This window comes from Celeribacter sp. (assembly GCF_048259695.1).
In the GTDB taxonomy this organism is placed as follows: domain Bacteria; phylum Pseudomonadota; class Alphaproteobacteria; order Rhodobacterales; family Rhodobacteraceae; genus Celeribacter.
The window spans coordinates 261,214-286,031 of the sequence record NZ_JBLXHL010000004.1 but is presented as its reverse complement, the minus strand read 5'-3'; the positions used below and the strand labels follow the sequence as shown (position 1 = coordinate 286,031).

The 24,818-nt window shown below is 60.8% G+C and carries 24 protein-coding genes; 16 read left to right on the top strand and 8 right to left on the bottom strand.

The annotated features are described in order from the left end of the window. Nucleotides 1-34: 34 nt before the first annotated feature. Nucleotides 35-493 (bottom strand): GatB/YqeY domain-containing protein, encoded by a 459-nt coding sequence (locus ACN0Q0_RS09475; protein ID WP_417243139.1) that lies wholly within the window; start codon nucleotides 491-493, stop codon nucleotides 35-37. Nucleotides 494-697: 204 nt separating this feature from the next. Between ACN0Q0_RS09475 and carA the strand changes: the two genes are divergently transcribed. Together carA and ACN0Q0_RS09465 are read left to right on the top strand one after the other, a co-directional pair. Next, nucleotides 698-1,861: a glutamine-hydrolyzing carbamoyl-phosphate synthase small subunit gene (gene carA / locus ACN0Q0_RS09470; protein WP_417243138.1), complete on the top strand. Its 1,164-nt coding sequence runs from the start codon at nucleotides 698-700 to the stop codon at nucleotides 1,859-1,861. A gap of 176 nt (nucleotides 1,862-2,037) precedes the next feature. Then, entirely contained in the window at nucleotides 2,038-4,482 is a 2,445-nt protein-coding gene (locus tag ACN0Q0_RS09465) for a glycosyltransferase family 2 protein (RefSeq protein WP_417243137.1), read from the top strand. A gap of 80 nt (nucleotides 4,483-4,562) precedes the next feature. Here the strand turns inward: ACN0Q0_RS09465 and ACN0Q0_RS09460 are convergent, their stop codons facing one another. Beyond that, nucleotides 4,563-5,207: a GntR family transcriptional regulator gene (locus ACN0Q0_RS09460; RefSeq protein WP_417243136.1), complete on the bottom strand. Its 645-nt coding sequence runs from the start codon at nucleotides 5,205-5,207 to the stop codon at nucleotides 4,563-4,565. A 137-nt stretch (nucleotides 5,208-5,344) separates the two neighbouring features. Between ACN0Q0_RS09460 and ACN0Q0_RS09455 the strand changes: the two genes are divergently transcribed. From ACN0Q0_RS09455 to ACN0Q0_RS09445, 3 genes are all read left to right on the top strand, one after another. Continuing rightward, on the top strand, nucleotides 5,345-5,998 hold the full coding sequence (locus ACN0Q0_RS09455; protein ID WP_417243135.1) for a pyrimidine 5'-nucleotidase: 654 nt from the start codon (nucleotides 5,345-5,347) through the stop codon (nucleotides 5,996-5,998). Between the two features lie 163 nt (nucleotides 5,999-6,161). Then, complete coding sequence (locus tag ACN0Q0_RS09450; RefSeq protein ID WP_417243134.1) at nucleotides 6,162-6,386, top strand: hypothetical protein; 225 nt, start codon at nucleotides 6,162-6,164, stop codon at nucleotides 6,384-6,386. A 123-nt stretch (nucleotides 6,387-6,509) separates the two neighbouring features. Then, complete coding sequence (locus ACN0Q0_RS09445; protein ID WP_417243133.1) at nucleotides 6,510-7,772, top strand: FAD-dependent monooxygenase; 1,263 nt, start codon at nucleotides 6,510-6,512, stop codon at nucleotides 7,770-7,772. An 82-nt stretch (nucleotides 7,773-7,854) separates the two neighbouring features. Here ACN0Q0_RS09445 and ACN0Q0_RS09440 read toward each other — a convergent pair whose 3' ends face one another. After that, nucleotides 7,855-8,982 (bottom strand): aminotransferase class V-fold PLP-dependent enzyme, encoded by a 1,128-nt coding sequence (locus tag ACN0Q0_RS09440; protein ID WP_417243132.1) that lies wholly within the window; start codon nucleotides 8,980-8,982, stop codon nucleotides 7,855-7,857. Nucleotides 8,983-9,049: 67 nt separating this feature from the next. Next, a complete protein-coding gene (locus ACN0Q0_RS09435) occupies nucleotides 9,050-9,772 on the bottom strand; it encodes a lytic transglycosylase (RefSeq protein WP_417243131.1) in 723 nt (240 codons plus the stop codon). A gap of 137 nt (nucleotides 9,773-9,909) precedes the next feature. Here ACN0Q0_RS09435 and gatB point away from each other — a divergent pair, with 137 nt between their 5' ends. From gatB to ACN0Q0_RS09420, 3 genes are all read left to right on the top strand, one after another. After that, nucleotides 9,910-11,427, top strand: coding sequence for an Asp-tRNA(Asn)/Glu-tRNA(Gln) amidotransferase subunit GatB (gene gatB / locus ACN0Q0_RS09430; RefSeq protein WP_417243130.1), 1,518 nt, complete (start codon nucleotides 9,910-9,912; stop codon nucleotides 11,425-11,427). A gap of 145 nt (nucleotides 11,428-11,572) precedes the next feature. Beyond that, complete coding sequence (locus ACN0Q0_RS09425) at nucleotides 11,573-11,845, top strand: hypothetical protein (protein ID WP_417243129.1); 273 nt, start codon at nucleotides 11,573-11,575, stop codon at nucleotides 11,843-11,845. Nucleotides 11,846-11,995: 150 nt separating this feature from the next. Then, nucleotides 11,996-12,400: a DUF4177 domain-containing protein gene (locus tag ACN0Q0_RS09420; protein ID WP_417243128.1), complete on the top strand. Its 405-nt coding sequence runs from the start codon at nucleotides 11,996-11,998 to the stop codon at nucleotides 12,398-12,400. Here the strand turns inward: ACN0Q0_RS09420 and ACN0Q0_RS09415 are convergent, their stop codons facing one another. Then, the gene (locus ACN0Q0_RS09415; protein ID WP_417243127.1) at nucleotides 12,401-12,658 is read right to left on the bottom strand and encodes a BolA family protein; all 258 of its coding nucleotides are present in this window, start codon (nucleotides 12,656-12,658) and stop codon (nucleotides 12,401-12,403) included. A 70-nt stretch (nucleotides 12,659-12,728) separates the two neighbouring features. Between ACN0Q0_RS09415 and ACN0Q0_RS09410 the strand changes: the two genes are divergently transcribed. From ACN0Q0_RS09410 to ACN0Q0_RS09400, 3 genes are all read left to right on the top strand, one after another. Then, the gene (locus ACN0Q0_RS09410) at nucleotides 12,729-13,364 is read left to right on the top strand and encodes a J domain-containing protein (RefSeq protein WP_417243126.1); all 636 of its coding nucleotides are present in this window, start codon (nucleotides 12,729-12,731) and stop codon (nucleotides 13,362-13,364) included. A gap of 128 nt (nucleotides 13,365-13,492) precedes the next feature. Further along, nucleotides 13,493-13,765 carry a hypothetical protein gene (locus tag ACN0Q0_RS09405; RefSeq protein ID WP_417243125.1) on the top strand — a complete coding sequence of 91 codons (273 nt, stop codon included), beginning with the start codon at nucleotides 13,493-13,495 and terminating at the stop codon, nucleotides 13,763-13,765. After that, the gene (locus ACN0Q0_RS09400) at nucleotides 13,762-14,295 is read left to right on the top strand and encodes a hypothetical protein (protein ID WP_417243124.1); all 534 of its coding nucleotides are present in this window, start codon (nucleotides 13,762-13,764) and stop codon (nucleotides 14,293-14,295) included. The genes ACN0Q0_RS09405 and ACN0Q0_RS09400 overlap by 4 nt, the downstream gene beginning before the upstream one ends. A 44-nt stretch (nucleotides 14,296-14,339) precedes the next feature. Here the strand turns inward: ACN0Q0_RS09400 and ACN0Q0_RS09395 are convergent, their stop codons facing one another. Then, nucleotides 14,340-15,311, bottom strand: coding sequence for a DUF808 domain-containing protein (locus ACN0Q0_RS09395; protein WP_417243123.1), 972 nt, complete (start codon nucleotides 15,309-15,311; stop codon nucleotides 14,340-14,342). A gap of 139 nt (nucleotides 15,312-15,450) precedes the next feature. Then, nucleotides 15,451-16,008: a fasciclin domain-containing protein gene (locus ACN0Q0_RS09390; protein ID WP_417243122.1), complete on the bottom strand. Its 558-nt coding sequence runs from the start codon at nucleotides 16,006-16,008 to the stop codon at nucleotides 15,451-15,453. A gap of 254 nt (nucleotides 16,009-16,262) precedes the next feature. On the opposite strand from ACN0Q0_RS09390, the gene cobS reads away from it, so the two are divergent. The 4 genes from cobS to ACN0Q0_RS09370 all read left to right on the top strand — a co-directional run bounded on the left by cobS (nucleotide 16,263) and on the right by ACN0Q0_RS09370 (nucleotide 21,566). After that, nucleotides 16,263-17,231, top strand: a complete 969-nt coding sequence (gene cobS / locus ACN0Q0_RS09385; protein ID WP_417243121.1) for a cobaltochelatase subunit CobS — start codon at nucleotides 16,263-16,265, stop codon at nucleotides 17,229-17,231. A gap of 201 nt (nucleotides 17,232-17,432) precedes the next feature. Next, nucleotides 17,433-19,310, top strand: coding sequence for a cobaltochelatase subunit CobT (gene cobT / locus ACN0Q0_RS09380; RefSeq protein WP_417243120.1), 1,878 nt, complete (start codon nucleotides 17,433-17,435; stop codon nucleotides 19,308-19,310). 57 nt (nucleotides 19,311-19,367) lie between these two features. Further along, nucleotides 19,368-21,158 (top strand): aminopeptidase P family protein, encoded by a 1,791-nt coding sequence (locus tag ACN0Q0_RS09375; RefSeq protein WP_417243119.1) that lies wholly within the window; start codon nucleotides 19,368-19,370, stop codon nucleotides 21,156-21,158. Nucleotides 21,159-21,221: 63 nt separating this feature from the next. After that, nucleotides 21,222-21,566, top strand: coding sequence for a DUF427 domain-containing protein (locus tag ACN0Q0_RS09370; protein ID WP_417243118.1), 345 nt, complete (start codon nucleotides 21,222-21,224; stop codon nucleotides 21,564-21,566). A 78-nt stretch (nucleotides 21,567-21,644) separates the two neighbouring features. Here the strand turns inward: ACN0Q0_RS09370 and ACN0Q0_RS09365 are convergent, their stop codons facing one another. After that, nucleotides 21,645-23,330, bottom strand: coding sequence for a chloride channel protein (locus ACN0Q0_RS09365; RefSeq protein WP_417243117.1), 1,686 nt, complete (start codon nucleotides 23,328-23,330; stop codon nucleotides 21,645-21,647). 104 nt (nucleotides 23,331-23,434) lie between these two features. On the opposite strand from ACN0Q0_RS09365, the gene ACN0Q0_RS09360 reads away from it, so the two are divergent. After that, nucleotides 23,435-24,802 carry an FAD-binding oxidoreductase gene (locus ACN0Q0_RS09360; protein WP_417243116.1) on the top strand — a complete coding sequence of 456 codons (1,368 nt, stop codon included), beginning with the start codon at nucleotides 23,435-23,437 and terminating at the stop codon, nucleotides 24,800-24,802. Nucleotides 24,803-24,818 lie beyond the last annotated feature (16 nt).

Here is a 24,818-nt window from a genome sequence, read left to right as displayed (position 1 = left end):
CCCTTAACGCCATGATGGCAAAATGGTTAATTCGTTACCCTAGTTTGGCTTTGATTTTCCCGCCAACAGCTCCGAAATCGAGCTGTCCGGTATATTTGGCTTTCAATGCGCCCATGACCTTGCCCATATCGCGGATGCTCTCGGCATTCGTCTCGGCAATCGCCGCATCAATGGCCGCTACGGTCTCGGCCGCGTCCAGTTGGCGTGGCAGGAACTCTTCGATCACGGTGATCTCCGAGCGCTCTTTATCGGCCAGCTCGATGCGTCCGCCTTCTTCAAACGCTTTCGCGCTCTCTTGGCGTTGCTTCACCATTTTCCCAAGGATTTGAAGGACATCGCTATCTTCGACGCCGCTGTCATCTCCCTCACCACGAGCCGCGATATCGCGATCCTTGATGGCTGCATTGATCAGCCGAAGCGTGGAAAGACGCTCCTTATCCTTCTCTTTCATCGCCGTTTTGAGGGCGGTGTTGATCCGGTCACGCATATCCATAGACATCTCTTCCTATCGCTGTCGAAGCACCCACCATACCCAAAGTGGCCCCTGATCTCAATACAGGATCAAATTTGCAAAGGTCTGGTTTAATTGGTTAATTTTATATTCCTGAAAATCCCCTATTCTGCGACCGATGCGCCTTGACGCTCCGCACCGATCTGCCTAGTTTCCCGACAATTTTGGGCACATGGGAGTCGCGACATGGCAACGGGTCAATCCACTAAGAAACCGACTGCGTGTTTGGCACTGGCCGATGGCACACTCTTTTACGGCATGGGATTTGGCGCAACGGGCGTCACCACCGCAGAGCTGTGTTTCAACACCGCCATGACAGGCTACCAGGAAATCATGACCGACCCGTCCTATGCGGGTCAGGTTGTGACCTTTACCTTTCCGCACATCGGCAACACCGGCGTCAACGCCGAGGATGACGAAACCGCCGATCCGGTGGCCGCGGGCATGGTCGTCAAATGGGACCCCACCGAACCATCCAACTGGCGGTCGCAAGAGGATCTTGGCCCATGGCTCGCCAAACGCGGTCGCATCGGCATGGGGGGCGTCGATACGCGCCGCCTGACCCGCGCGATCCGCCAACAAGGGGCGCCACATGTGGCCCTTGCCCATGATCCGGACGGCAATTTCGACATAGAGGCCCTCGTGGCTCAGGCCCGCGCCTTCACCGGTCTGGTCGGCGTTGATCTGGCCAAGGACGTTACCTGCGCCCAGTCCTACAAATGGGACGAGATGCGGTGGGCATGGCCCGACGGCTATCCCAAACGCGAGGGCAACGGGTTCAAGGTTGTCGCGGTTGATTTCGGTGCGAAACGCAACATTTTGCGCTGCCTCGCCTCGGCGGGGTGCGATGTGACGGTTTTGCCCGCGTCAGCTACCGCCGAAGAGGTGCTTGCCCACAATCCCGATGGCGTGTTCCTGTCCAACGGTCCGGGCGATCCGGAGGCAACGGGCGCCTACGCCGTTCCGATGATCCAAGGGGTTCTGGCCAAAGACCTGCCCGTGTTCGGGATTTGCCTTGGCCACCAGATGCTCGCACTGGCGCTCGGGGGGACAACGATCAAGATGAACCACGGCCACCACGGAGCCAACCACCCCGTCAAAGACAATGACACGGGGAAGGTCGAGATTACATCGATGAACCACGGGTTCGCGGTCGATGCGCAAAGCCTGCCTGCGGGTGTGGTCGAGACGCATGTGTCGCTGTTCGATGGCTCGAACTGTGGCATCAAGGTCGAGGGAAAACCGGTCTTTTCGGTACAATACCACCCCGAAGCCTCCCCCGGCCCAATGGACAGCTACTATCTGTTCGAGCGCTTCGCCGCCGCCATGGCAGAGCGCGAGACAGCCTAAAGCGACGACCCTCACGGGTTTTCACGCAACAGTTGGAAACGGATAGGAGCAAAGGCCGCGTCTTTTGCTCTTATCCACATCGTTATCCACAGAAATTAACCATCTGTTAACCACTCTGCTTCACTTCTGGTTGTGCCTGACGCGCAGGCGAAACCAGAAATTGTGGGCAAATTCCGATGGGATACGGGCCGCACCGTATAGAGACAGCGACAGATCTGACGGCCATCACCGCGGCCCCCATTGGCCTACCCACCCCGCCCTCGAATTCACAGATCACACCGCACGCCTCGCCGCCCCCCACCGCCATGGTGCGCCCGCGTAAACCCGTCGGGCAAATTCTCATCGACATGGGCGCCCTGTCGGCCAAAGACGTGGAACGGGCCGCCGCCGTGCGCCAACGCGAAAACACACGGATCGGCGATATCCTTTTGGCGCGCGGGATGGTGGACGAGACCACGCTCTATAAAGCCATCGGGATGCAATATCAATCCATTGTCGCCGATTTCCTCCAAACACCACCGGATGTGCGCCTGATTGACAAAATTGGCGCGGACGAATGCCTTAAATACGGGGTTTTACCGTGGCGGCGCGCCGGCGGGGCCACGATCATTGCCTCCTGTCGCCCCGAGAAATTCAACACGCTGCGCGCGCGCCTAACAGAGATTTACGGCCCTGTGCGCCTCGCCATCACCTCGGAGACCGCCCTGCACGAGGCATTGTTGCGGTCGCGCCAACGGGTTCTTGCCGATGCCGCCGAAACCCGCGTCGCAGCCTCCGAGAGCTGTCGCGAGATTGACATCAAACGGCTCACCCGCCTGTTATCGCTTATTGGCGTTGTGGCGCTTGTGTTTATCGCGTTTTACCCCGACACCGCCTTTATCGCGCTGACCGCTTGGGCCGTGCTGACATTGGTCGTCAATTCGGGACTAAAGATCGCCGCGGCCTTTGTTCAGGCCCGTGATGCCGGACGGCCAAAGGCCGTGGTGGCGCGACGCCGAAAGCCCGCCACGCTTCCGATTGTGTCCGTCATGGTGCCGCTGTTTCGCGAGCGCGAGATCACCGCCCGCCTCGTCAAACGCCTGTCGCGGATCGACTACCCGCATGAATTGCTTGATGTTTGTCTGGTGGTCGAAGAGGACGATCAAGTGACCCAAGCCGCCGTGGCCACCGCCGACCTCCCACGGTGGATGCGTCAGATCATCGTGCCGCGCGGTCAGGTCAAAACCAAACCACGCGCCCTGAATTTCGCACTCGATTTTTGTCGTGGCTCGATTATCGGCATTTGGGACGCCGAAGATGCCCCCGAACCCCGCCAGTTGCACAAGGTCGTGCGCCACTTCGAAAACGCGGCACCGGATGTCGCCTGTGTTCAGGGGGTGCTCGATTTTTACAACGCGCGCACCAACTGGCTGTCGCGCTGTTTCACCGTTGAATATGCCTCGTGGTTCCGTGTGGTTTTGCCCGGATATGAAAAGATGGGGCTTGTGGTTCCACTCGGCGGGACCACGCTGTTTTTCCGCCGTGATGCGATTGAGGAACTGGGCGGATGGGACGCCCACAACGTCACCGAGGACGCCGATCTTGGCTTGCGCCTTGCACGGCACGGCTACCGCACCGAACTGATATCAACCGTCACAGAGGAAGAGGCCAACTGTCGCACATGGCCGTGGATCAAACAGCGGTCGCGGTGGCTCAAAGGCTACGCCATGACATGGGCCGTGCATATGCGCTCGCCGCGCAAACTGTGGCGTGACCTCGGGCCGTGGCGGTTTTTCGGCGTTCAGGCGCTGTTTTTGGGAACCATCAGCCAATTCGTGCTTGCGCCGTTCCTGTGGTCGTTCTGGGCCATCGTTCTGGGCCTGCCGCATCCGTTGCGCGATGCGCTCCCGCGTGAGGCCTTTGTGGCCCTCGGAGCCTTGTTCCTTTTGTCGGAGGTTGCAACCGTGACCGTCGGATTGGTGGCGACAAGCACACCCAAACACAAGTGGCTCTGGCCATGGGTGCCGACATTGCACCTCTATTATCCCCTCGCAACCCTCGCCGCCGCCAAGGGGCTATGGGAAATCGTCACACGCCCCTATTACTGGGACAAAACCACGCATGGGGTGTCCGACACCTGTGGCACATTCGGGCCATCGGCGTCGGGCAAAACGGCGGATAAATTGCCCCCGGTGCCGTACAAACACCCGACAGCGGCGCCCAAACCCCCACGTCCGGCGCAACAAGCAACCACCCGCCTGTCTGATGCGACACGTCCCGCCCCCACCACAGTCGTGACGCTCCCGAACGCCGCGCCCGCGATACCGCCCGACATGCGCGACCCGCTGCCGTCCAACCTGTCGCATCCCCCGCGCCGCCCGCCACATATGACCGTGGCCGATTTACAGTCCAAAGACCGGTCGACCACGCAGCGTGACACAAAGGAGAATGTCTTTTCCGACCCGCCGGCAGACTATGTTGCGGCACCCGCCGCCACGGCCCCGCCCGCCGATCCGTCATTCTCGCATCATCGAAGCGACCCTGACAGTCTTTACCTGCCGTTTGTCCCGCATGGGAACGGGACAAAGGCCAAGGGCCGACTGTCCCTCGGGTGGAGTTGGGCGCGCAAGCCACAGCCGTGATCGGCCCGCCGCCGTGAACAGCACACGCCAACGGGAGCGCCCACGATCGGGCGCCTCTTTCGTGTTATCGGCACGTGCCGTTAGCTGTCTTTGGTGGCGTCGATTTTCAAACGGGTCACAAAGGCTTTGGAAATATGGTTGGACAGGGCTTTGTGCGCCGTTGCGCCATCCCCCGCCTCGATTGCGGTGACAATGGCGTCATGCTCGGCAATCGCCTCCGCGCCGCGTCCGTCCACGGCCAGTGATGTGGTCGCCAAAAGCGCCATCGAGCGGTGGACCAGATCCAGTTGCTGCACGAGGTAGCGGTTGTGCGAGGCAAGGTGGATTTGTTTATGGAACCGGCGGTTGGCCCGCGCCAATGCCTCCGGATTGCCGATCAGACCACGGTCCTCTTCGACCATATCGCGCAGCACACGGGCCTCTTCGGGGGTCGCATGACGCGCCGCCAACCGCGCGGCCAAGCCCTCAAGCTCGGTGCGCACCACATAAAGGTCGGCCATCTGGTTGTGATCGAGCGAGGCCACAATCAACGACCGCCCGTCGCGGGTCAGCATGGATTGCGTTTCAAGCCGTTGAAGCGCCTCGCGAATGGGCGTGCGCGACACGCCGAACCGTTCGGCCAGCTCGCTTTCGACCAGACGGTCTCCGGGGCGGTAAAGGCCCGTATCAATTGCCTCCAGGATCATCTCGTAGGCGTCTTTTTGTCCCGTGCGCGTCTCTTTCATCAGGCTTCCTTGGTGGCCGCATGTTTGCGCGACCATAGACACCCCATGCGCGGGCAATCAAGCGATAGATGGCCGCACCATACCAATGACCGCACGCCCCCTTGCCTCACCCGAGGCCCTCGCCTATCACTGCGCCCATGGTTAGCGATCCCTTTTCCCACGTCCGCGAATGGATTTTCGATCTCGACAACACGCTCTACCCGCCGTCCTCATGCCTGTTCGAGCAAATCGAACCGCGCATGACCGATTGGGTACAGCGTGAATTAAACGTGTCGACACAGGAGGCCAATCGCCTGCGCCACAGCTATTGGATGGACTACGGCACGACCCTTTCGGGGATGATGCACCTGCACGGGACCGATCCCCTGCCCTATCTGACCTATGTCCATGACATCGATTTTTCCACTCTGGCGCAGGATCCGGAATTGCGCGCCCTCATATCGGCCCTGCCGGGGCGTAAAATTGTCTATACCAATGGCTCGGAACCCTATGCCAAACGGGTGCTTGAGGCGCGGGGACTGACAGGTATTTTCGATGCGATCTACGGGATCGAGCACGCGGATTTCAAACCCAAACCGATTGCACAAGCCTTTGACATTATCTTGAAAAAAGACGGGCTTGCCCCCTATAACGCGGCAATGTTCGAGGATGATGCCCGCAACCTCGAAGTCCCCCATGCCCTTGGCATGAAGACTGTGCATATTTCGCCCAAGCCCCTCGACCCACCCGCGCCCTATGTCCAGTTCCACGCCGCGGATCTGACGGGTTTTCTCGCCGGCATTCTCGCATAACGCGCGTTTTCCCCGCGAAAGTTAACATTTACGACACCTCAAGCAGCATAGTTATGTCGTTGCACCAAACCGTCGTGCGACAACCCGTCGCCGTGACATGTATAATGTGCGAAAATATAGAGGCTCCAAATCAAACGCCTCAAAACGCACATGGAGACCACACATGACCGATGCCCCTTTGGATCCGGCCCTATCCACCGACCACCACGCGGAAGAAGATCTGATTTCTCCAAAAGGCGTTGTTCTGACGCTGTTGTTTATCACTGTCGTTCTGGCACTGGTCATCGCGGGGTCGTTCCTGATCGGCCCTTGGGTTCTGGGTCTGACGGCACTCGCGTTTGTTCCCGTGATCTACATCATCATGTTCCTGCTCACGATTGGCGCCTGACGCGCCCTGACGGCCCCCACGCGCGCCGCTTGTGTAAAGGTGAGGCAGGCTGACGCTTGGACAAACCGTTCCTTTGCGCCTATGTCTAGGCCACGCGCCAGACGCCGCGCAAAGGAGATCCCCATGCCGACCAAACCCACAGCGCAAACCCAATCCTCAACCGCAGCCCCTAAGGCAAAGCGCGAAACCGTTGATGTGCTCGTGAGTGGCGGTGGCATTGCGGGGATGATTGCGGCGGCGGCCTTTGGCGCGAGCGGGTTCAAGACCCTGATGGTTGATCCCACCCCGCCCGTCACGGTGGGCGATGATGACGCGTCGGATTTGCGCTCCACCGCCTTTTTGCGCCCGGCGCGTGATCTGTTTCAACGCATCGGCATATGGTCGGCCCTTGAACCGCACGCCACCCCGCTTGAGGCGCTGCGCGTTGTTGATACGGTGGGCGCGGACGGCACCCCGTCCGAGGTCCGCACCGAGCGTCAGTTCGAAGGCACGGAAACGGGCGACGAGCCGTTCGGATGGAATTTTCTCAACTGGCAAATCCGCCGCGAATTGTTCGCCGTTCTGCCCACCATCACCAACACCGAAATGCGCTATGGCACGGGGTTCAAATCCATGCTGACCCGCACGGGTGAGGCGCTTGTCACGCTCACCGACGGCACTCAGGTCGCGGCCCGATTGGTGATCGCCGCCGACGGGCGCCACAGTCCCGTGCGCGAGGCCGCAGGGATCGGGGTCAAAACCACCCGCTACGGCCAGAAATCACTGGCCTTCACCACCTTTCACGAACGGCCCCACCACAATGTCTCGACCGAAATTTACCGCGAGGGTGGCCCGTTCACGATGGTACCACTGGCCGACATCGACGGGCGACATGCCTCGGCGGTTGTGTGGATGAACCGTGGCCCGCGAGCCGTGGAGCTGTTGACTATGGAGGTGGCGGCGTTCAATGCGGCGATGACCGAACGGTCGGCGGGGCTGTTCGGCGCGCTCGAACTGGCCTCCCATCGCGGCATGTTCCCGATCATCACGCAACTGGCCGACAGGCTTGCCGCCGAGCGGGTGGCGGTGATTGCCGAGGCCGCGCATGTGCTGCCCCCCATCGGGGCGCAGGGGTTGAACACCTCGCTCAATGATCTGGCGCAACTGCTTGATCTGGCGACGCAAAACCCCGCCACCTTGGGCGATCAAAAGATGTTGGATGTTTACGCCAAAGCCCGCCACCGCGACATTTCCTCCCGCGCCTTTGTGGTGGATAAATTCAACCGTGTGGTGCGTTCGCAGGACGGTCTTTTGAATGCGATCCGTCACATGGGCCTCAAGGCAGTCCATGACATCAAACCCGTGCGGATGGGCGTGATGAAGGCGGGGCTTGGCCCGCTGACCTGACGCGTTTCAAACCGCAAAGTCAAAACGGCGCGCCCTCCTTTCGGGGACGCGCCGCTTTCAAGTCTCTCATGCGTGTGACGCCTTACAGCACCTGATCGAGCGCCGCCTCAAGACGGGCAACGGAAGCCTTCACGTCATAAAGCTTGTCCAATCCGAACAGGCCGAGACGGAAGGTCGCGTAATCCGGTCCCTCGTCGCATTGCAACGGCACGCCCGCCGCGATCTGCATCCCCAAAGCGGCAAAGGCACGGCCCGACTGCACGTCGGCATCTGACGTATAGGACACGACCACACCGGGGGCCTCGAACCCTTCGGCAGCGACGGATTTGATCCCGCGGGATTTCAACATTGCCCGCACACGGGCGCCCTGCTCCCATTGCGCGTCACGCAGTTTGGCAAAGCCGTAGTCCTTGGTCTCCAACATCGTATCGCGGAACGCACGCAGCGCATCGGTGGGCATGGTGGCGTGATAGGCGTGTGCGCCGCCGGTGTAGGCTTCCATGATGGTCAGCCATTTGCCCAGATCCACCGCGAAGGACGTCGATTGACGCGCCTTGACCACGCCAAGCGCGCGTTCGGACAGCATCACCAGACCTGCCGAGGGTTGTGCCGACCATCCCTTTTGCGGGGCGGAGATCAACACGTCGACGCCTGTGGCGGCCATATCCACCCACGCACAGCCCGACGCGATACAGTCAAGCACCATCAGACCGCCCTCCTCGTGGACCGCATCTGCGAGCGCTTTGATATAGGCGTCGGGCAGGATCATGCCCGATGAGGTTTCCACATGCGGGGCAAAGACCACCTTGGGTTTGATCTCTTTGATCTTGGCCACGGCCTCGTCAATCGGCGCGGGCGCGAACGGCGCGTCGATGGCATTGCCGGTGCGGCGGGCCTTGAGAACGGTCTCGGAGGCGGGAATGGACCCTGCCTCAAAGATTTGCGTCCAACGGTAGGAAAACCACCCGTTGCGGATCACCATCACGTCCTCACCTGTGGCCAGTTGGCGTGCCACGGCCTCCATCGCGTAGGTACCGCCGCCGGGGACGACCACGGCGGTGTGTGCGCAGTAGACCTCGCAAAGCGTGCCGTGGATGTCGCGCATAACCTGTTGAAAAACCGCGGACATATGGTTGAGAGAGCGGTCGGTAAAGACCACCGAATATTCCAAAAGGCCATCGGGATCGATATCGGGGCGCAATGCGGGCATGGGCAGTTCTCCTGTGATTTGTTTCAGGGCTAGCACGGGCGGGGGCGGCGAGGGAAGTGGTCGCGTGCTACCGGATCGACGGGGCGGGCAGCAAGATTGCGTCAGGCACATGAGACACGGCACGGGCATCCAGACGGGCGGGACGCGGCTGTGGAACGGGCGAGCGCTTCATCACCACCTTGCAAAACGGCTGACGTTTCATCCACCGTTTCATATCGTCGCGTTTCTCGCTTGAATGAAACGGCCCCCAATCGGCGGCCACCCCTTTCATCCCTGCGCTCACCACCTGATCGCGTGGCACCGTGGCATTCATAATGCGCACCGCGCACGACAGGTTGGCCACACCGTCCTGCAACTCGGCTGCCGTCCGCGCACGGCATTTGCGCCACTGCGCCGTCGGCGGCGCGATCTGTGTCAGGCCGAACCATAGCCCCCCGCCCCCTGCCGCCGTTTCGCGCCATGTGCTTTCGTGATAGGACAGCGACGACAACAGCCCCGCCCAAAAGGCCGCGCGGCCTTGCCTGTCTTGGTCGGGATACCCCGGGCACCACTCGGCAATATCGCGCGGCACGGTTTTGGTCAGGCGTGTGCCGTGGCTCGTGATGAAGCCCATCGTCGCCTTGGTCCATGTCTTGCCCTTGGGCATCCTATCCCACCGCAAATCAGGCATGAACACCTCATAGGGACGGGGTTGCGGCACGGGGCAGCGCTCCATCGCCAAGGTCGCTGCGCCGCTTGCGGCAAGCAACGCGACCGCAAGGACCACGGGTTTAAAGCAGGTCAATCGCATGTGCGGCAGCACTCACATTGGTCAATTTCGCCCCTACTGTGCGACAAAACCCGCCAAATGCAAAGCGCCTCCCCCTTGCTCCCCGCGCAGGGCTGTCTTAGACAGGCGATTAAACGCCAACTCGAGGGATTTCACCCATGCTCGACCATCTCGAATATACCACACCGAAAGTCAAAACCATCGCCGGTGCGAAGGATGACTGGGAACTTGTGATCGGCATGGAAATCCACGCGCAGGTGGCCTCCAAAGCCAAGCTGTTCTCGGGGGCCTCCACAAAGTTCGGCAACGAGCCGAACTCCAACGTGTCCTTCGTTGACGCCGCCATGCCCGGCATGTTGCCCGTCATCAACGAGTTCTGCGTCGAACAGGCCGTGCGCACGGGGCTCGGCCTCAAGGCCGACATCAACCTGATCTCCGCGTTTGACCGCAAAAACTATTTCTACCCCGACCTGCCACAGGGCTACCAGATCTCGCAGCTCTACCACCCCATCGTGGGCGAGGGCGAAGTGCTCGTGGATATGGAACCCGGTGTGGCGCGTCTGGTGCGCATCGAGCGCATCCACCTTGAACAGGATGCGGGCAAATCGATCCACGATATGGACCCGAACATGTCGTTTGTGGACCTCAACCGCACCGGCGTGGCGTTGATGGAAATCGTGTCGCGCCCCGACATTCGCGGCCCCGAAGAGGCCGCCGCCTATGTCCTTAAAATGCGCCAGATCTTGCGCTACCTCGGCACCTGTGATGGCAACATGCAAAACGGCAACCTGCGGGCCGATGTGAACGTGTCGGTCTGCCGTCCGGGCCAGTACGAAAAATATCAGGAAACACAGGATTTCGGCCACCTTGGCACGCGTTGCGAGATCAAGAACATGAACTCCACGCGCTTTATCCAGATGGCCATTGATTACGAGGCCCGTCGCCAGATCGCCATTCTCGAGGATGGCGGCGAGGTCGATCAGGAAACCCGTCTGTATGACGCGGCCAAGAACGAAACACGCTCCATGCGCTCCAAAGAAGAGGCGCATGACTACCGCTATTTCCCCTGTCCCGACCTTTTGCCGCTTGAGATCGAACAGGCGTGGGTCGACGACATTGCCAAATCCCTGCCCGAGCTGCCCGACGAGAAAAAGGCCCGCTTCGTCAAGGACTTCGGCCTGTCGGAATATGACGCGGGTGTATTGACCGCCGACACGGTGAACGCCGATTACTTCGAAAACGTGGTCGCCACAGGCAAGGACGGCAAGCTATCGGCCAACTGGGTGATCAACGAACTGTTCGGGCGCCTGAAAAAGGACGACAAAGACATCGAAGACTGCCCTGTCACCCCTGCGCAGCTTGGCGGGATCGTGGCGCTGATCACGGCGGGCGACATTTCGGGCAAGATTGCCAAGGACCTGTTCGAAATCGTCTACACCGAGGGCGGTGATCCCGCCGCCATCGTCGAGACGCGCGGCATGAAACAGGTCACGGACATGGGCGCCATCGAGGCCGCCGTGGACGAGGTCATCGCCGCCAACCCCGATCAGGTCGAGAAAGCCAAAGCCAACCCCAAACTGGCGGGATGGTTCGTGGGTCAGGTGATGAAAGCCTCCGGAGGCAAGGCCAACCCCGCCGCCGTCAACAAGCTGATCGCCGAGAAACTCGGCCTGTAAACCGGCCACACGACACAGATCATTCCTGCGAAGGGCGCCCCGACGGGCGCCTTTTGTCCTGTGCGGGGGCGCCTTTGTCCGGCGATATAAAGCACCGGTTAACCCGTCTGCTTTAACGTGGTCCAAACCTCAAGGAGACCTCCGCATGTCCCACTATGAATACAAAGCCGTCCCTGCGCCCACATCAGGCGAGGCCACATCCTCCGCGCAAACCATCGCCGCACGCATCTCAAGCGCCGTCGAGACCCGCCTCAACGCGATGGCCGCCGACGGGTGGTCCTATGTGCGGGCCGATAATTTTTCCACAGACGGGGAAACAGGAACAACATCCGTTCTGATTTTCCGCCGCGCAAGCGATTTCGGGATGTTTACCGAGGACAAGCCCGAGTTCGGCACCTTTGACGACGCTGCCGAATAGGCACGGCACCAGACTGCGCCAGTTCCCGCAAGGCACGCGGATAGGTGCATTTGCTGACATCTTTTCGCGCAAACAGGCGCAACGGATCACAGGTGCTTGACCCCCGCCTCCTGTCGGCTAAACCTTTGGCCAGCACGAGGAGACGCGCAGATGGCCAAATTCGAATACAAATCCATTCCCGCCCCCAAAAAGGGCGAGAAGGCCAAGGGCGTCAAGGGCTCGGACGGGCGCATGGCACAGGCCATGACCTCCGTGCTCAACGACATGGGGGCCCTCGGGTGGGAGTATTTGCGCGCCGACACGCTGCCGCTTGAGGAGCGCGCGGGCCTGACCTCCAAGGCGGTGCACTACTACACCGTTCTGGTTTTTCGCCGCGAGATGGCCGCCGCCGCGCCGGCGCAGTCCGAATCGTCCCTTGATGTCGAGATGACCGATGTGGAACACGCCCATGTAGATGCCCCCGCAGAGGCCCGGGGGGAGGATGGGACCACGGCCGTCGTGGCGCCCGCAGACGGGACCCCGCGCCCGTCGCTTACCGCCACCCGCACGCCCTGATCACACATCCAGATCAAGCGTCAGCGCGTGGATCCGGGCGACCAGATCCCCCAAGGCACTATGCACCGCGCGGTGGCGCGCCACGCGGCTCATACCCGCCATCGCCGGCGCCCGCATCACCACGTGAAAATGGGTCTCGCCATCCCCGCTCGGGTTTCCGGCGTGGCCCGCGTGGCTTGCACTCTCATCCACGACATCCAAGTGGCTCGGAGAAAACGCTTTTTTGAGTGTATCGTGCATTTGATCGGCGATTTTCATCGGTCTTGCCCTTTTCCATTTCCCGTTCTTCATCTATGGTCCTGCGTCCGAGTCGAAAAGGTTGAGGCACATGGATAAGAACGATCCCTTTGGTTTTAATATGTCCGCAGCAAAGGACAAAAAGAAACGCCGTGGCGGTCGCAGAGGCATGTCCGGTGCGTTCGAGACGTCAAAACGCGAGTGTGAGCATGACGGATGCGAAGAGCAAGGCCAATACCGTGCGCCGCGCTCTCCCGATCATCTTGACGAGTACAAATGGTTCTGTAAGGACCACGTACGTGAATACAATTTGAAGTGGAATTTCTTCAACAATGCCACGCCCGAGGAGATGGAAGAGCACATCAAATCCTCTCAGGTTGGCGATCGCCCCACCAAGCCGTTTGGAAAAAAATCGGTGGAGCAACAGGCGTGGGAACGGCTTGGGGTGGATGACCCCCATCAGGTCCTGGGTGAAAATGCGACACAGAACCCCGGGCGCTCTGACCCGTCGGCATCGACGCGCAAACTGCCCCCGACCGAACGCAAGGCCGTGACCATTCTGGAGGCCAAGGACCATTGGACCAAGGCCGAGATCAAGAAACAGTACAAATCCCTGATCAAAGTGCTGCACCCTGACGTCAACGGCGGGGACCGCAGTCAGGAAGAACAGCTTCAGGAAGTTGTTTGGGCATGGGACCAACTCAAAGAAAGCCGTTGGTTCAAATAAACGGATGCGCCGCCTCGCGCGGCGCATGCAACCCTTTGGTAAGGGTATTCAGCTACGCTCACGCCTAACGGATCTCGGGTGGATCCATAAGGGTGAGATCTATGCAATCGAAACAAACGATAGGGGTAATGCGGCGGACCATTGCGGTCTGGGCGATCACATCTATTTATGTCGTCGTCGTCGCGCTTGGCGCGGTGTCGGAGATCGCTTTGGTGGCGCTCGGTGTGACCTTGGCCGTGCTGATTGGCCCCGCCTTTAACCCGTGGCGGGATCGTACCGCGCCCGCATTCCACGTGTCGCGCACAACGCTCGCGCTCACAGGCCTCCCGTTCACAGGCCTCCCGTTTACAGGCCTCCCGCTCACAGGCCTTCCGCGCCCCGTGGCGAGGACCGTCAGATGACCCTTTTGAACTCCACCAAATGGCATTTGGCCATGCGCGTGGTGCTGTTTTTTGGCACGGCAAACGCCACCCGCCTTGCCATTTACGACAGTTTCATTGTGCTGCTTGGCCAACAGACAACAGTCACGATTATTTTTCTGATGAGCGTTCTGGCCGCCCTGTTCGGGCCGATGTTTCGCAAATCATGGCCAGCGTCCGCCATTCATATGTATTGGGCCTCGATGCTCACGGGCCTCGTGGCCGCAACGACATGTTTGGCGTTGCTGACACCGTTCCAAACCGAGGGCATAACAGGCATTGTCGACATTCTCGCGTCGGCCTTTAGCGGCGCCATATCGGGCGCTGTCCTTGTCGTCATCGCCTTGTTGACCAAACCACTTGCCTTGCTGTCATGGGCCATCGGCACCCTGATCATCGGGTACTGTGCGCGGCGGGTCGTGTATTGGTCGGCGAAAGAGCGCGGGGATGACACGTCCGGCCCCTACGGAATGAGCGGCTATAACGCGATTGCGCCCTTTCGGTGGTGGTGAGGCCCCCCCTCCCCGGACAAACGCCTCCGCCACCCCACCAAACATCAATGGGCGCCGGATTTACCGGTCACGGCCCCGATCACGGGGTTAATGACTTTGGTCACAACGGGGATCAACAGCAACCCGACGATCAACCCGAACACCCCGTCGAAAAAGGCGGTCACGGCCCATTCGACAAACCCTTGGGCGCTTTGAACCGCATGGGCTACGGCATAGGCGATGTCGTGGATCCCTGCATAGGGTTGATCAATGCCGAACTCGTGCAGCCCATGGATCAAAATCGAGCCGCCAACCCAAATCATCGCCGCTGTTCCCACCACCATCAGTAGCGTCATCAGATGCGGCATGACCTTGACGATCCCGCGCCCGAACGCCCGTGTGAGGCCCAGACGTCCGACCCGTGCGAGCCACAACCCGACATCATCGGCCTTTACGATCAAGGCCACCGCACCATAGACAACCACGGTGATCAAAATACCCGCAAGCGCCAAGGCCCCCGCCGTCATCCAGATCGACGCGGCAGGATCGAGTGCGGCGAGAATAATCGTCATGATCTCGGCCGAGAGGATAAAGTCGGTCTTTACCGCGCCTGCAATCTTTTGCGCCTCAAGGTGGGCCGGATCCCCCTCCGCATCGGAATGGCCATCGGCATAATGGGCGTGGGGTTTGAACAGGTGATACACCTTTTCGCCGCCCTCGAAACACAGATACGCGCCCCCAAGCATCAACAAAGGCGTGATCAGCCACGGCGCAAAGGCCGACAACAGCAACGCCGCGGGCAGCAGGATCAACAGTTTGTTGCGAATGGAGCCGAGCGCGATTTTGCCCACAATCGGCAATTCACGGGCGGGCTTGAAGCCGTGGACATATTTCGGCGTCACGGCAGCGTCGTCGATCACCGCCCCGGCCGCTTTGGTCGAGGCCTTGATCGCCTGACCCGCGACATCATCCACCGAGGCCGCCGCGATTTTTGCGATGCCTGCCACATCGTCCAACAATGCCAATAGACCGCTCATGCCCAAATCCCCTTTAAAAACTTTCCAATGGTTTACGGGGTGCGCCACGGCAATTCAAACCCCAAACGTGAAAAAGGGAGGGCAACAGCCCTCCCTTTCCGCGACCAGAACAAACGCGGTCGGCTCGACTTAAGTCGAATTACATCGCAGGCAGGAGAACCTTGTCGATCACGTGGATCACGCCGTTGGACTGGTCCACATCGGCGATGGTCACGTTGGCCACATTGCCTTGCTCGTCTTCAATCATGATTGCATCGCCCATGTAGGTCGCCTGCAATGTACACCCGCCGACCGTTGGAACGGGGTGCTTGCCGTTGTCGTCATCGATCATGCCCTTGATCGCGGTCGACATGGCGTCGGCGGACACCACGTGGCAGGTGAGGATTTTGGTCAATTGGTCTTTGTTTTCAGGCATCAACAGCGTCTCGACGGTGCCTTCGGGCAGCGCGGCAAAGGCGTCATTGGTCGGTGCAAACACGGTGAACGGACCTTCGCCCGACAGGGTCTCGACCAGACCTGCGGCCTGTACGGCGGCGACCAGTGTGGTGTGATCGGCGGAGTTTACGGCATTCTCGATGATGTTTTTGTCCGCGAACATGGCGGCGCCACCAACCATCGGGTTTTCGGCGTGGTCATCCGCGAACGCGGCAGTTGCGAGAACGGAAAGAGCGGCGGCTGTGGAAAGAATACGTTTCATTGGGGTGTCTCCCTGAGAGTGGTTTAGCGCCTCGGCCTCATGCCGAAGTTACAAGGGATACGGGGGCCGGATACAAACTGGATCACCAAAAAACACACCTTGATGTTCACATAATTGGGATCTCCCGTGATGGAACCTTTTGCGGTTTTGCGAAGCGGGATGTGGCGATATTGCGCTCCCTCTCCCCTTGCACCCTTTGCGCAGATGTTGCACGAAGGGGGCAACAAATTCCGAAGAGAGACGAGCACACGATTATGGACGCCAACGCAAAACCCACCGAAGTGATTTCTGTCCGCGATGTATTCGGCATCGACACCGATATGACGGTGAAAGGATTTGCCGAGGCCATCGACCGTGTGCCTGATATCGACCCGACGTACAAATTCGACGCCGATACCACGCTCGCCATTCTGGCCGGTTTTTCCCACAACCGCCGCGTGATGATCCAGGGCTACCACGGCACAGGCAAATCGACCCACATCGAACAGGTCGCCGCCCGCCTCAACTGGCCCTCTGTGCGTGTCAACCTTGACAGCCACATTTCCCGCATCGATCTGATCGGCAAAGACGCGATCAAACTGCGTGACGGGATGCAGGTCACCGAATTCCAGGAGGGCATTTTGCCGTGGGCGCTGCGCAACCCCTGTGCCATCGTGTTCGACGAATACGATGCGGGCCGCGCCGATGTGATGTTTGTGATCCAGCGTGTGTTGGAGGCCGACGGCAAACTGACGTTGATGGACCAGAACGAAGTCATCACCCCGCACCCCTCCTTCCGCCTGTTTGCCACCGCCAACACCGTTGGCCTTGGCGACACCACGGGACTGTACCACGGCACACAGCAGATCAACCAGGCGCAGATGGACCGTTGGTCCCTCGTGGCCACCTTGAACTATCTGAGCCATGACGCCGAGGCGAATATCGTGTTGGCCAAATGCCCGCATTACAACACGGAAAAAGGCCGGCGCGACATCAGCCAGATGGTGACCGTTGCCGATCTGACCCGCACCGCCTTCATGAACGGCGAGCTGTCCACGGTGATGAGTCCGCGTACGGTGATTACATGGGCGCAGAACGCGGAGATTTTCCGCAACATCGGCTATGCTTTCCGCCTGACCTTCCTCAACAAATGCGACGAGTTGGAACGTCAAACCGTGGCCGAATTCTATCAACGCTGTTTTGACGAAGAGCTGCCCGAAAGCGCCGTTTCCGTCGCACAGTAACGGGTCGGGCCGCCCGCCCCGTCCCCCACGCCCCTCATACCGCCGCGCACCCCGAATGGATCGCGCGGCGGATTGCGTTTTGCACAACCTGCGCGGCACGCGCACGCCGAGGCCAACTGCGCAAAAGTTTGCGCCCCCTGTGCGCCCCTGCGCCCTCTGCTTTCACTTGCCGCGCCGCCTGAGCGATGATTTAAAAGACCCATGAAAAAGCCAAGCGACAACCCCGCAGACCCGTTTAAAAAGGCGCTCGCCGATGCCACCCGTGTGATGGCCGACGATGCCGAATTGACGGTGACCTTTTCGATGGACCCCGCCGGGTTGACCAACGACACCGTGCGTCTGCCGCAGGTGTCGCGCCGCATGACCAAAGACGAAGTGTTGATCGCGCGAGGCACCGCCGATGCGCTCGCACTGCGTCACAAATACCACGATGGCAAAACCTTTAACCGCTACGCCCCGCAAGGCCAGATGGCCTACGACATCTATGACGCGTTGGAGACCGCGCGTTGTGAGGCCGTGGGCGCGCGCTACATGCCCGGCACGGCGAGCAACATCGACGCCAAGCTCGGCAATGACGCGATGCGCCGTGGCTATGACGGGATCACCAAAACCGAAGACGCACCACTTGCACAGGCTATGGGATATTACCTGCGCCATATGGCGACAGGACGCCCCCTGCCCGGCGGCGCGGGCAACGTCATGGAACTGTGGCGCGATTTTATCGAGCAACAGACACAGGGCGATTTCGACGACCTCGACAGCTTCCTCGAGGATCAGAAAACCTTTGCCAAACTGGCGCGGCGCGTGATCGAGGATCTGGGCTACGGCGACCAATTGGGCGACGATCCCGACGAGGCCGACCCCGACGACGAGCAAAGCGCCGAGGCCGACGATCAGGACGACAGCGACGAGAGCGAGGGCGATCAGGAGCAAGAGCAGGAGGACGAAAACGAGGCCTCCGCCGAGAACGCCCAAGACGAACAACAAGACATGCAAGAGGCCTCGGTCTCTCAGGATGACACAGCCACCGACGCGTTCAACGAAGAGGTGGAAATGCCCGACGACGAGGCCGAGATCGATCCGCCTCAGCCCGCACCGATCTCGGATGCCGATCCCAACTACGTCGTCTATTCAACCCAGAACGACGAGGAGATCCGCGCCGAGGATCTGGCCGAGCCGGCCGAACTGGAACGTCTGCGTGCCTATCTCGATCAACAGTTGGAGCCGCTCAAGGGCGCAGTGTCGCGTCTGGCCAACAAATTGCAACGCCGCCTTCAGGCGCAGCAAAGCCGCTCGTGGGAATTTGACCTCGAAGAGGGCATTCTCGACGCCGGGCGCCTTGCCCGCGTGGTCGCCAATCCCACCACGCCGCTGTCGTTCAAGATCGAAAAAGACACCGAATTTCGCGACACCGTGGTAACGCTGTTGCTCGACAACTCCGGCTCGATGCGCGGTCGCCCGATCTCTATCGCGGCGATCTGTGCCGATGTGTTGGCCCGCACGCTTGAGCGCTGCAACGTCAAGGTCGAGATCCTCGGGTTCACCACCCGCGCATGGAAGGGCGGCACCGCCCGCGAGGCATGGCTCAACGCCGGACGCCCCTCGCAACCCGGTCGCCTCAACGACCTGCGCCACATCATTTATAAGGGCGCGGACGTGCCGATGCGCCGCACCAAACAGAACCTCGGCCTGATGATGAAAGAGGGGCTGCTCAAAGAGAACATCGACGGAGAGGCGCTTGAATGGGCGCACCGCCGCATGACGGCCCGCCCCGAGGTGCGCAAAATCCTCATGGTGATCTCGGATGGCGCCCCCGTGGACGACAGCACACTCAGCGTCAATCCCGCCAACTATCTCGAAAAGCACCTGCGCGATGTGATTGCGATGGTCGAAAAACGCCGTCAGGTTGAACTCCTGGCCATCGGCATCGGCCACGACGTGACCCGCTATTACGACCGTGCCGTGACCATCACCGACGTCGAACAACTGGCGGGGGCCATGACCGAACAACTGGCCGCCCTGTTTGACAGCGACCCGCGCGCGCGCGCCCGTGTCAAAGGGATGCGCCGCGCCTCATAACCCCGCGCGCCCCCGCGCAACACGCTCCCCGAGTTTCCAACAAAAGAAGTGCGCAGGATGTTCCAGACTTTCAACGTGACCTCAACGCCTGAACAGGCCGCTCCGCGCGTCACCAATCTGCGCACGGTGATGACCGATGCGGGGCTTGACGGCTTTCTCGTGCCACGCGCCGATGCCCATCAGGGCGAATATGTCGCCCCCTGCGACGAGCGCCTTGCGTGGCTCACCGGTTTTACCGGATCCGCGGGATCGGCGGCCATTCTGACCGACCGCGCCGCGATGTTCACCGACGGGCGCTACACCGTTCAGGTGCGGACGCAATGCGACACCGAGGTGTTTGAATGTATCGACTGGCCCGCGACGGGTGTGGCCAAATGGCTCGGGCGCACAGATGCGCAAAAGATCGGGTTCGACCCGTGGTTGCACACGGTGGCGGAGGTACGCGACCTGCGCGAGGCGCTCGAGAAACGGGACAAGAATCTGGTCACAACCGCGAACCTTGTCGATAAAATCTGGACCGACCGTCCCGAGCGGCCCACCGCCCCCGCTGTGGCCCAACCGATTGAGCTCACAGGAAAGTCTTCCGCCGACAAGTTTACCGATATCGGCAACGCGGTGGCAAAAACGGGCGCACAGGCAGTGGTGTTGACCCTGCCCGACAGTATCTCGTGGCTGCTGAATATGCGCGGGGCCGACATCGCCCATAACCCCGTGGTTCAGGCCTTTGCCGTGCTGGGAACGAATGGCAAACTCGCCCTGTTTGCCGACCCGTCCAAATTCGCCGCCCTTGATCCCGACGGCCGCGTCACCCTGTCCGAGCGCAGCGCCTTTGCCAAATATCTGCGCGACATGGAGGGTCCGGTTCTGATCGACCCGAAGACCGCGCCCCATGCCGTGCTGACCATGTTGCGCGATGGCGGCAACGTGGAGATTATCGAAGGCGACGATCCCTGCATCCTGCCCAAGGCCCTCAAGACTGACGCCGAAATTGCGGGCTCCCGCGAGGCGCATTTGCGCGATGGCGCGGCGATGGTCGAGTTTCTGGCATGGTTGGATGCGCAGGAGATCGAGACCCTCACCGAGATTGATATCGTCACATCACTGGAGGGCTTTCGCGCCGCCACCAACCAACTCAAAGACATCTCGTTCGACACCATCAGTGGCGCGGGACCGAACGGCGCCATCGTTCATTACCGCGTCACCGAGGACACCAACCGTCCCCTGTCGCAGGGCGAATTGCTCCTGATTGATAGTGGCGGGCAATATGTCGACGGCACCACCGATATTACCCGCACCGTGGCGCTCGGTGATGTGGCCGGAGAGGCCCGCGCGGCCTTTACCGCCGTGTTGCAAGGCATGATTGCCATCTCCACCGCCCGTTTTCCGCGCGGTGTGTCGGGCGGGCATCTGGATGCGCTTGCGCGTGCGCCGTTGTGGCGGATGGGGCGCGATTACGATCACGGCACGGGCCACGGCGTTGGCGCGTATTTGTCGGTCCACGAAGGCCCGCAACGCATTTCGCGCACCTCCACCCTGCCCTTGGCCGAGGGTATGATCCTGTCCAACGAGCCGGGATATTACCGCGAGGGCGCCTTTGGCATTCGCACCGAAAACCTGATCGTGGTCCGCGCCGCACAGATGCCCGAGGGCGCAGATGCCCGCGACATGCTTGATTTCGAAACGCTGACCTTTGTGCCGATTGACCGCACCCTCGTTCTGGCCGATGAACTGGCCCCGTGGGAACGCGATTGGCTCGATGATTATCATCAGGAGGTCTGGGACAAAATCTCGCCCCGTGTGAGTGACGTCGCGAAAGACTGGCTGCGACAAGCGGTAGCCCCCCTCTAACATAGCTTGTTCATACAAACGCTGTTATAGAACGCACAAACGACGTGAACATTGGAGAGACACATGGGCGAAGACCACATCAAGATCCGCAAGGCCATTGGCACTTGGGTCGTCCGCGCCGGTGGGGCCGTTTTGGGCGAAACCACGAACGCGCTTGAACTCAGCGAGGGCGATATGCCCCCTGTAATATATTTTCCGCGTGCCGACCTTGGCATGGCCTTTCTGGAAGCCACCGACACGCGGTCGTCGTGCCCGTACAAAGGCGAGGCCACCTATTATTCGATCCACACCAAATCCGTGGTGATCGCAGACGCAGGGTGGTCCTACGAGGATCCCGAAGCGCGTGTCGCCGCGATCAAGGATTACATTGCATTCTACCCGCAAAAGGCCGCCGTCGAGCAGCTTTAGGCCGCATATACCGCACCGGTTCTGACACGCGCCCCTCCCGTGGGGGGCGCGTTTTTCGTCTGCACCACTTGCGACGGATTACGAATGTTCTTCGGCGGCGGTGGCGGCGAGTGCAGCGTTGAAAATGCGGAGCGCGTCCACCTGGAACACCGCACCGTGCAGGTCCGGCCCAAGCTCCTCGCGCAGCGTCACCACGGGAATAAACACCAGATTGTGCTGATCGTAGAGCGGCATCACCTTTTCCAGGGTGGTGTTGGGCGAGACGTAAATGCCTTGGTTGATCAAGTCCCTGCACGCCTCCTCCGAGGCGGCGCGGGGGGCGTCAGGTTTGCGGTAGCATTGATGGACCCGCACCGTGGCCAACAAATAAGCCTGCGGTCCCGCCGCCAAATGAACGCCACGCCGCTCCAGCAACGTGAGAAAGAACGAGCGATCCACAAGCCGCGAGGCCAAGGCGGTCGACAGCGACACGGCGACCATCACCGCCAGACCCGTTTGCCAATCTCCGGTCAGTTCGAACACGATCAAGGTGGTCGAAATCGGTGCGCCCAAAACGGCCGCCGCCACAGCGCCCATGCCCGCAAGCGCATAGAGCGTCGCGGTGCCGGAAATGTCGGGAAACACGGCCGTGGCAATCAGGCCGAACGACAGTCCCGTGAGCGCCCCGACCATAAGCGCGGGCGAAAACACCCCGCCGCCCATCCGCCCCGCCATCGTGATCGCAACCGCGGCCACCTTGAGCACCGTGAACACAATGGCCTGCCACAGCAACAATTGCCCCGTCAGTGCCAGTGATGTCGTCTCGTAACCGACCCCGATGATATGGGGAAACGCGATGGCCATCAGGCCAAGCATCCCGCCCGCAATGGCGGGGCGGAACAGCGGCGGGATCCCCAATCGCCCCTGCGCCCATGTGCCGAAATCATCGGCCATAAAGATCGCGCGCATCATCAGCACCGCCACCAGACCACAGGTCAGCCCGAGCAACAAAAAGGCAGGCAGTTCGACATAAAAGGTCAACGCGCCGTCCGCCACGAGGGTGAACTCGGTCACATCGCCAAATTCGAGACGGTTGATAACGGTCCCCGCCGCCGCCGCAATGGCAATCGGGGCAAAGGCATGAACGGCGAAGTGGCGCAACACGACCTCAAGGGCAAACAGTGTCCCCGCAATCGGCGCGTTGAACGAGGCCGACACCGCCGCCGCCACCGCACAGCCCAACAGATCGCGCCCCGTGACGCCGTTGACCTGCAAACGATTGGACACCCACGACGAAATCACCGCCGCGAGGTGGACCACAGGCCCCTCGCGCCCCGTCGAGCCCCCTGTCGAAAGCGTCACAAGCGAGGCCGCAGCCGAGGCCAGACCCGCGCGACGCTCCACCCGCCCCTCATTGAGCGCGGCCCCCTCGATCACATCAGCAACAGTCCGCACACGCCCGTCAGGGGTGAACCAGTTCAGGAGCCCCCCCACGACAAGCCCGCCTAAAACCGGCACGATCAGCACCCAATACCACGGCAGGTCACTGGCAAAACTATGTAGATGGGTCAAATCATTAGTGCCATAAATGGCACCCTGTAACCAGTTGATACCTTTGCGGAAAAAGAGCGCAGCAAAGCCCGAGGCAATCCCGATCACCAAGGCGATGAACCAGAACTGGATCTGGCTCGGCCCCTTGGTGCGCACCAGGGCCAAAGCCTCCGACAGGCCATCACGGATGTCGGTGAGCGCCTTATGCGGGTAGGAAGTTTTGTCCTCGGGCATCCGTGTTTACGGCTCTCTTATCCTTTCGTGCCACAACGGCTTTAACCACCGTGGCGCTTCTACTATGGTCACGCAGCCAACGTCCCGTGTTCTCAGAGATAATCATGATCCCAGACACCGCATTCACCGCGCTATCCACCGTTCTAGAAGGTCGCGTGACCCGTTCCAAGTCCGATCTTGAGGTCCATGGCCGATCGGAGACGTGGTTCACCGCCACGCCGCCCGATGCCGTGGCCTACCCCGAGACCACCGACGAAGTCGCGGCCATGATGAAAATCTGCTACACGCATGACATTCCGGTCACCGCGTGGGGGGCGGGGACCTCGCTTGAGGGGCAAACTCTGGCCATCCACGGCGGGCTTGTGGTGGACTTTTCACGCATGAACCGCGTGTTGCGCGTCAATGACGCCGATATGGATTGCCGTGTGCAACCCGGCGTCACGCGCGAACAGCTCAACACCGAATTGCGGGCCACGGGATTGATGTTCCCCGTCGATCCCGGCGCCAACGCAAGCATCGGCGGCATGGCCATGACGCGGGCTTCCGGCACCACGGCCGTGCGGTATGGCACCATGCGCGACAATGTGATTGGCCTGACGGTGGTATTGGCGGATGGCACCATCATCGAGACAGGAACGCGCGCGCGCAAATCCTCCGCCGGCTACGACCTCACAGGGCTGTTTGTCGGCTCCGAGGGGACGTTGGGCCTGATCACCGAGGTATCCTTGCGCTTGCACGGGCAACCCGAAGCCATTTCCGCCGCTGTCTGTGCCTTTGACGATATGGACGCCGCCGTGAATGCCGTGATCGCCACCATCCAGTACGGGCTGCCGATGGCCCGCATCGAATTTCTCGACACCACAAGCGTGCAGGCCGTGAACGCCTATTCGGGTGTCAATTTCCCCCCCCGTCCGCACCTGTTCGTGGAATTTCACGGCTCGGAGGTGGGCGTGGCCGATCAGGTCGCCACCTTTGGCGAGATCGTGCACGATTTTGGCGGCTCGGATTTCGATTGGGCAAGCAAGGCCGAGGACCGTTCGGCCCTCTGGACCATGCGCCACAACGCCTATTACGCCTGTCTGGCGCTCAAACCGGGATGCACGGCCGTGGTCACCGACATCTGCGTGCCGATCTCGAAACTGGCGCAGGCGGTCGAGGACACCGCCGCCGATATCGCCGCATCCCCCCTTGAGGGGCCGATCCTTGGTCATGTTGGTGACGGCAATTTCCATGCCATTTTGCTGATCGAGGATGGCAACGAGGCCGATCTCGCCGAGGCCAAACGCCTTGCCGGTCTGATGGCGGACCGCGCTTTGGCCCTGGGCGGGACGATTACGGGCGAACACGGCATCGGCATGGGTAAAAAGGGGCTGATGGAGGCGGAACACGGTGCGGCATGGGCCGTTATGGGTGCGCTCAAGGCAGCGATGGACCCCCATAATCTGATGAATCCCGGAAAACTTGTTCCCTGACATATCAAAGGTCTGG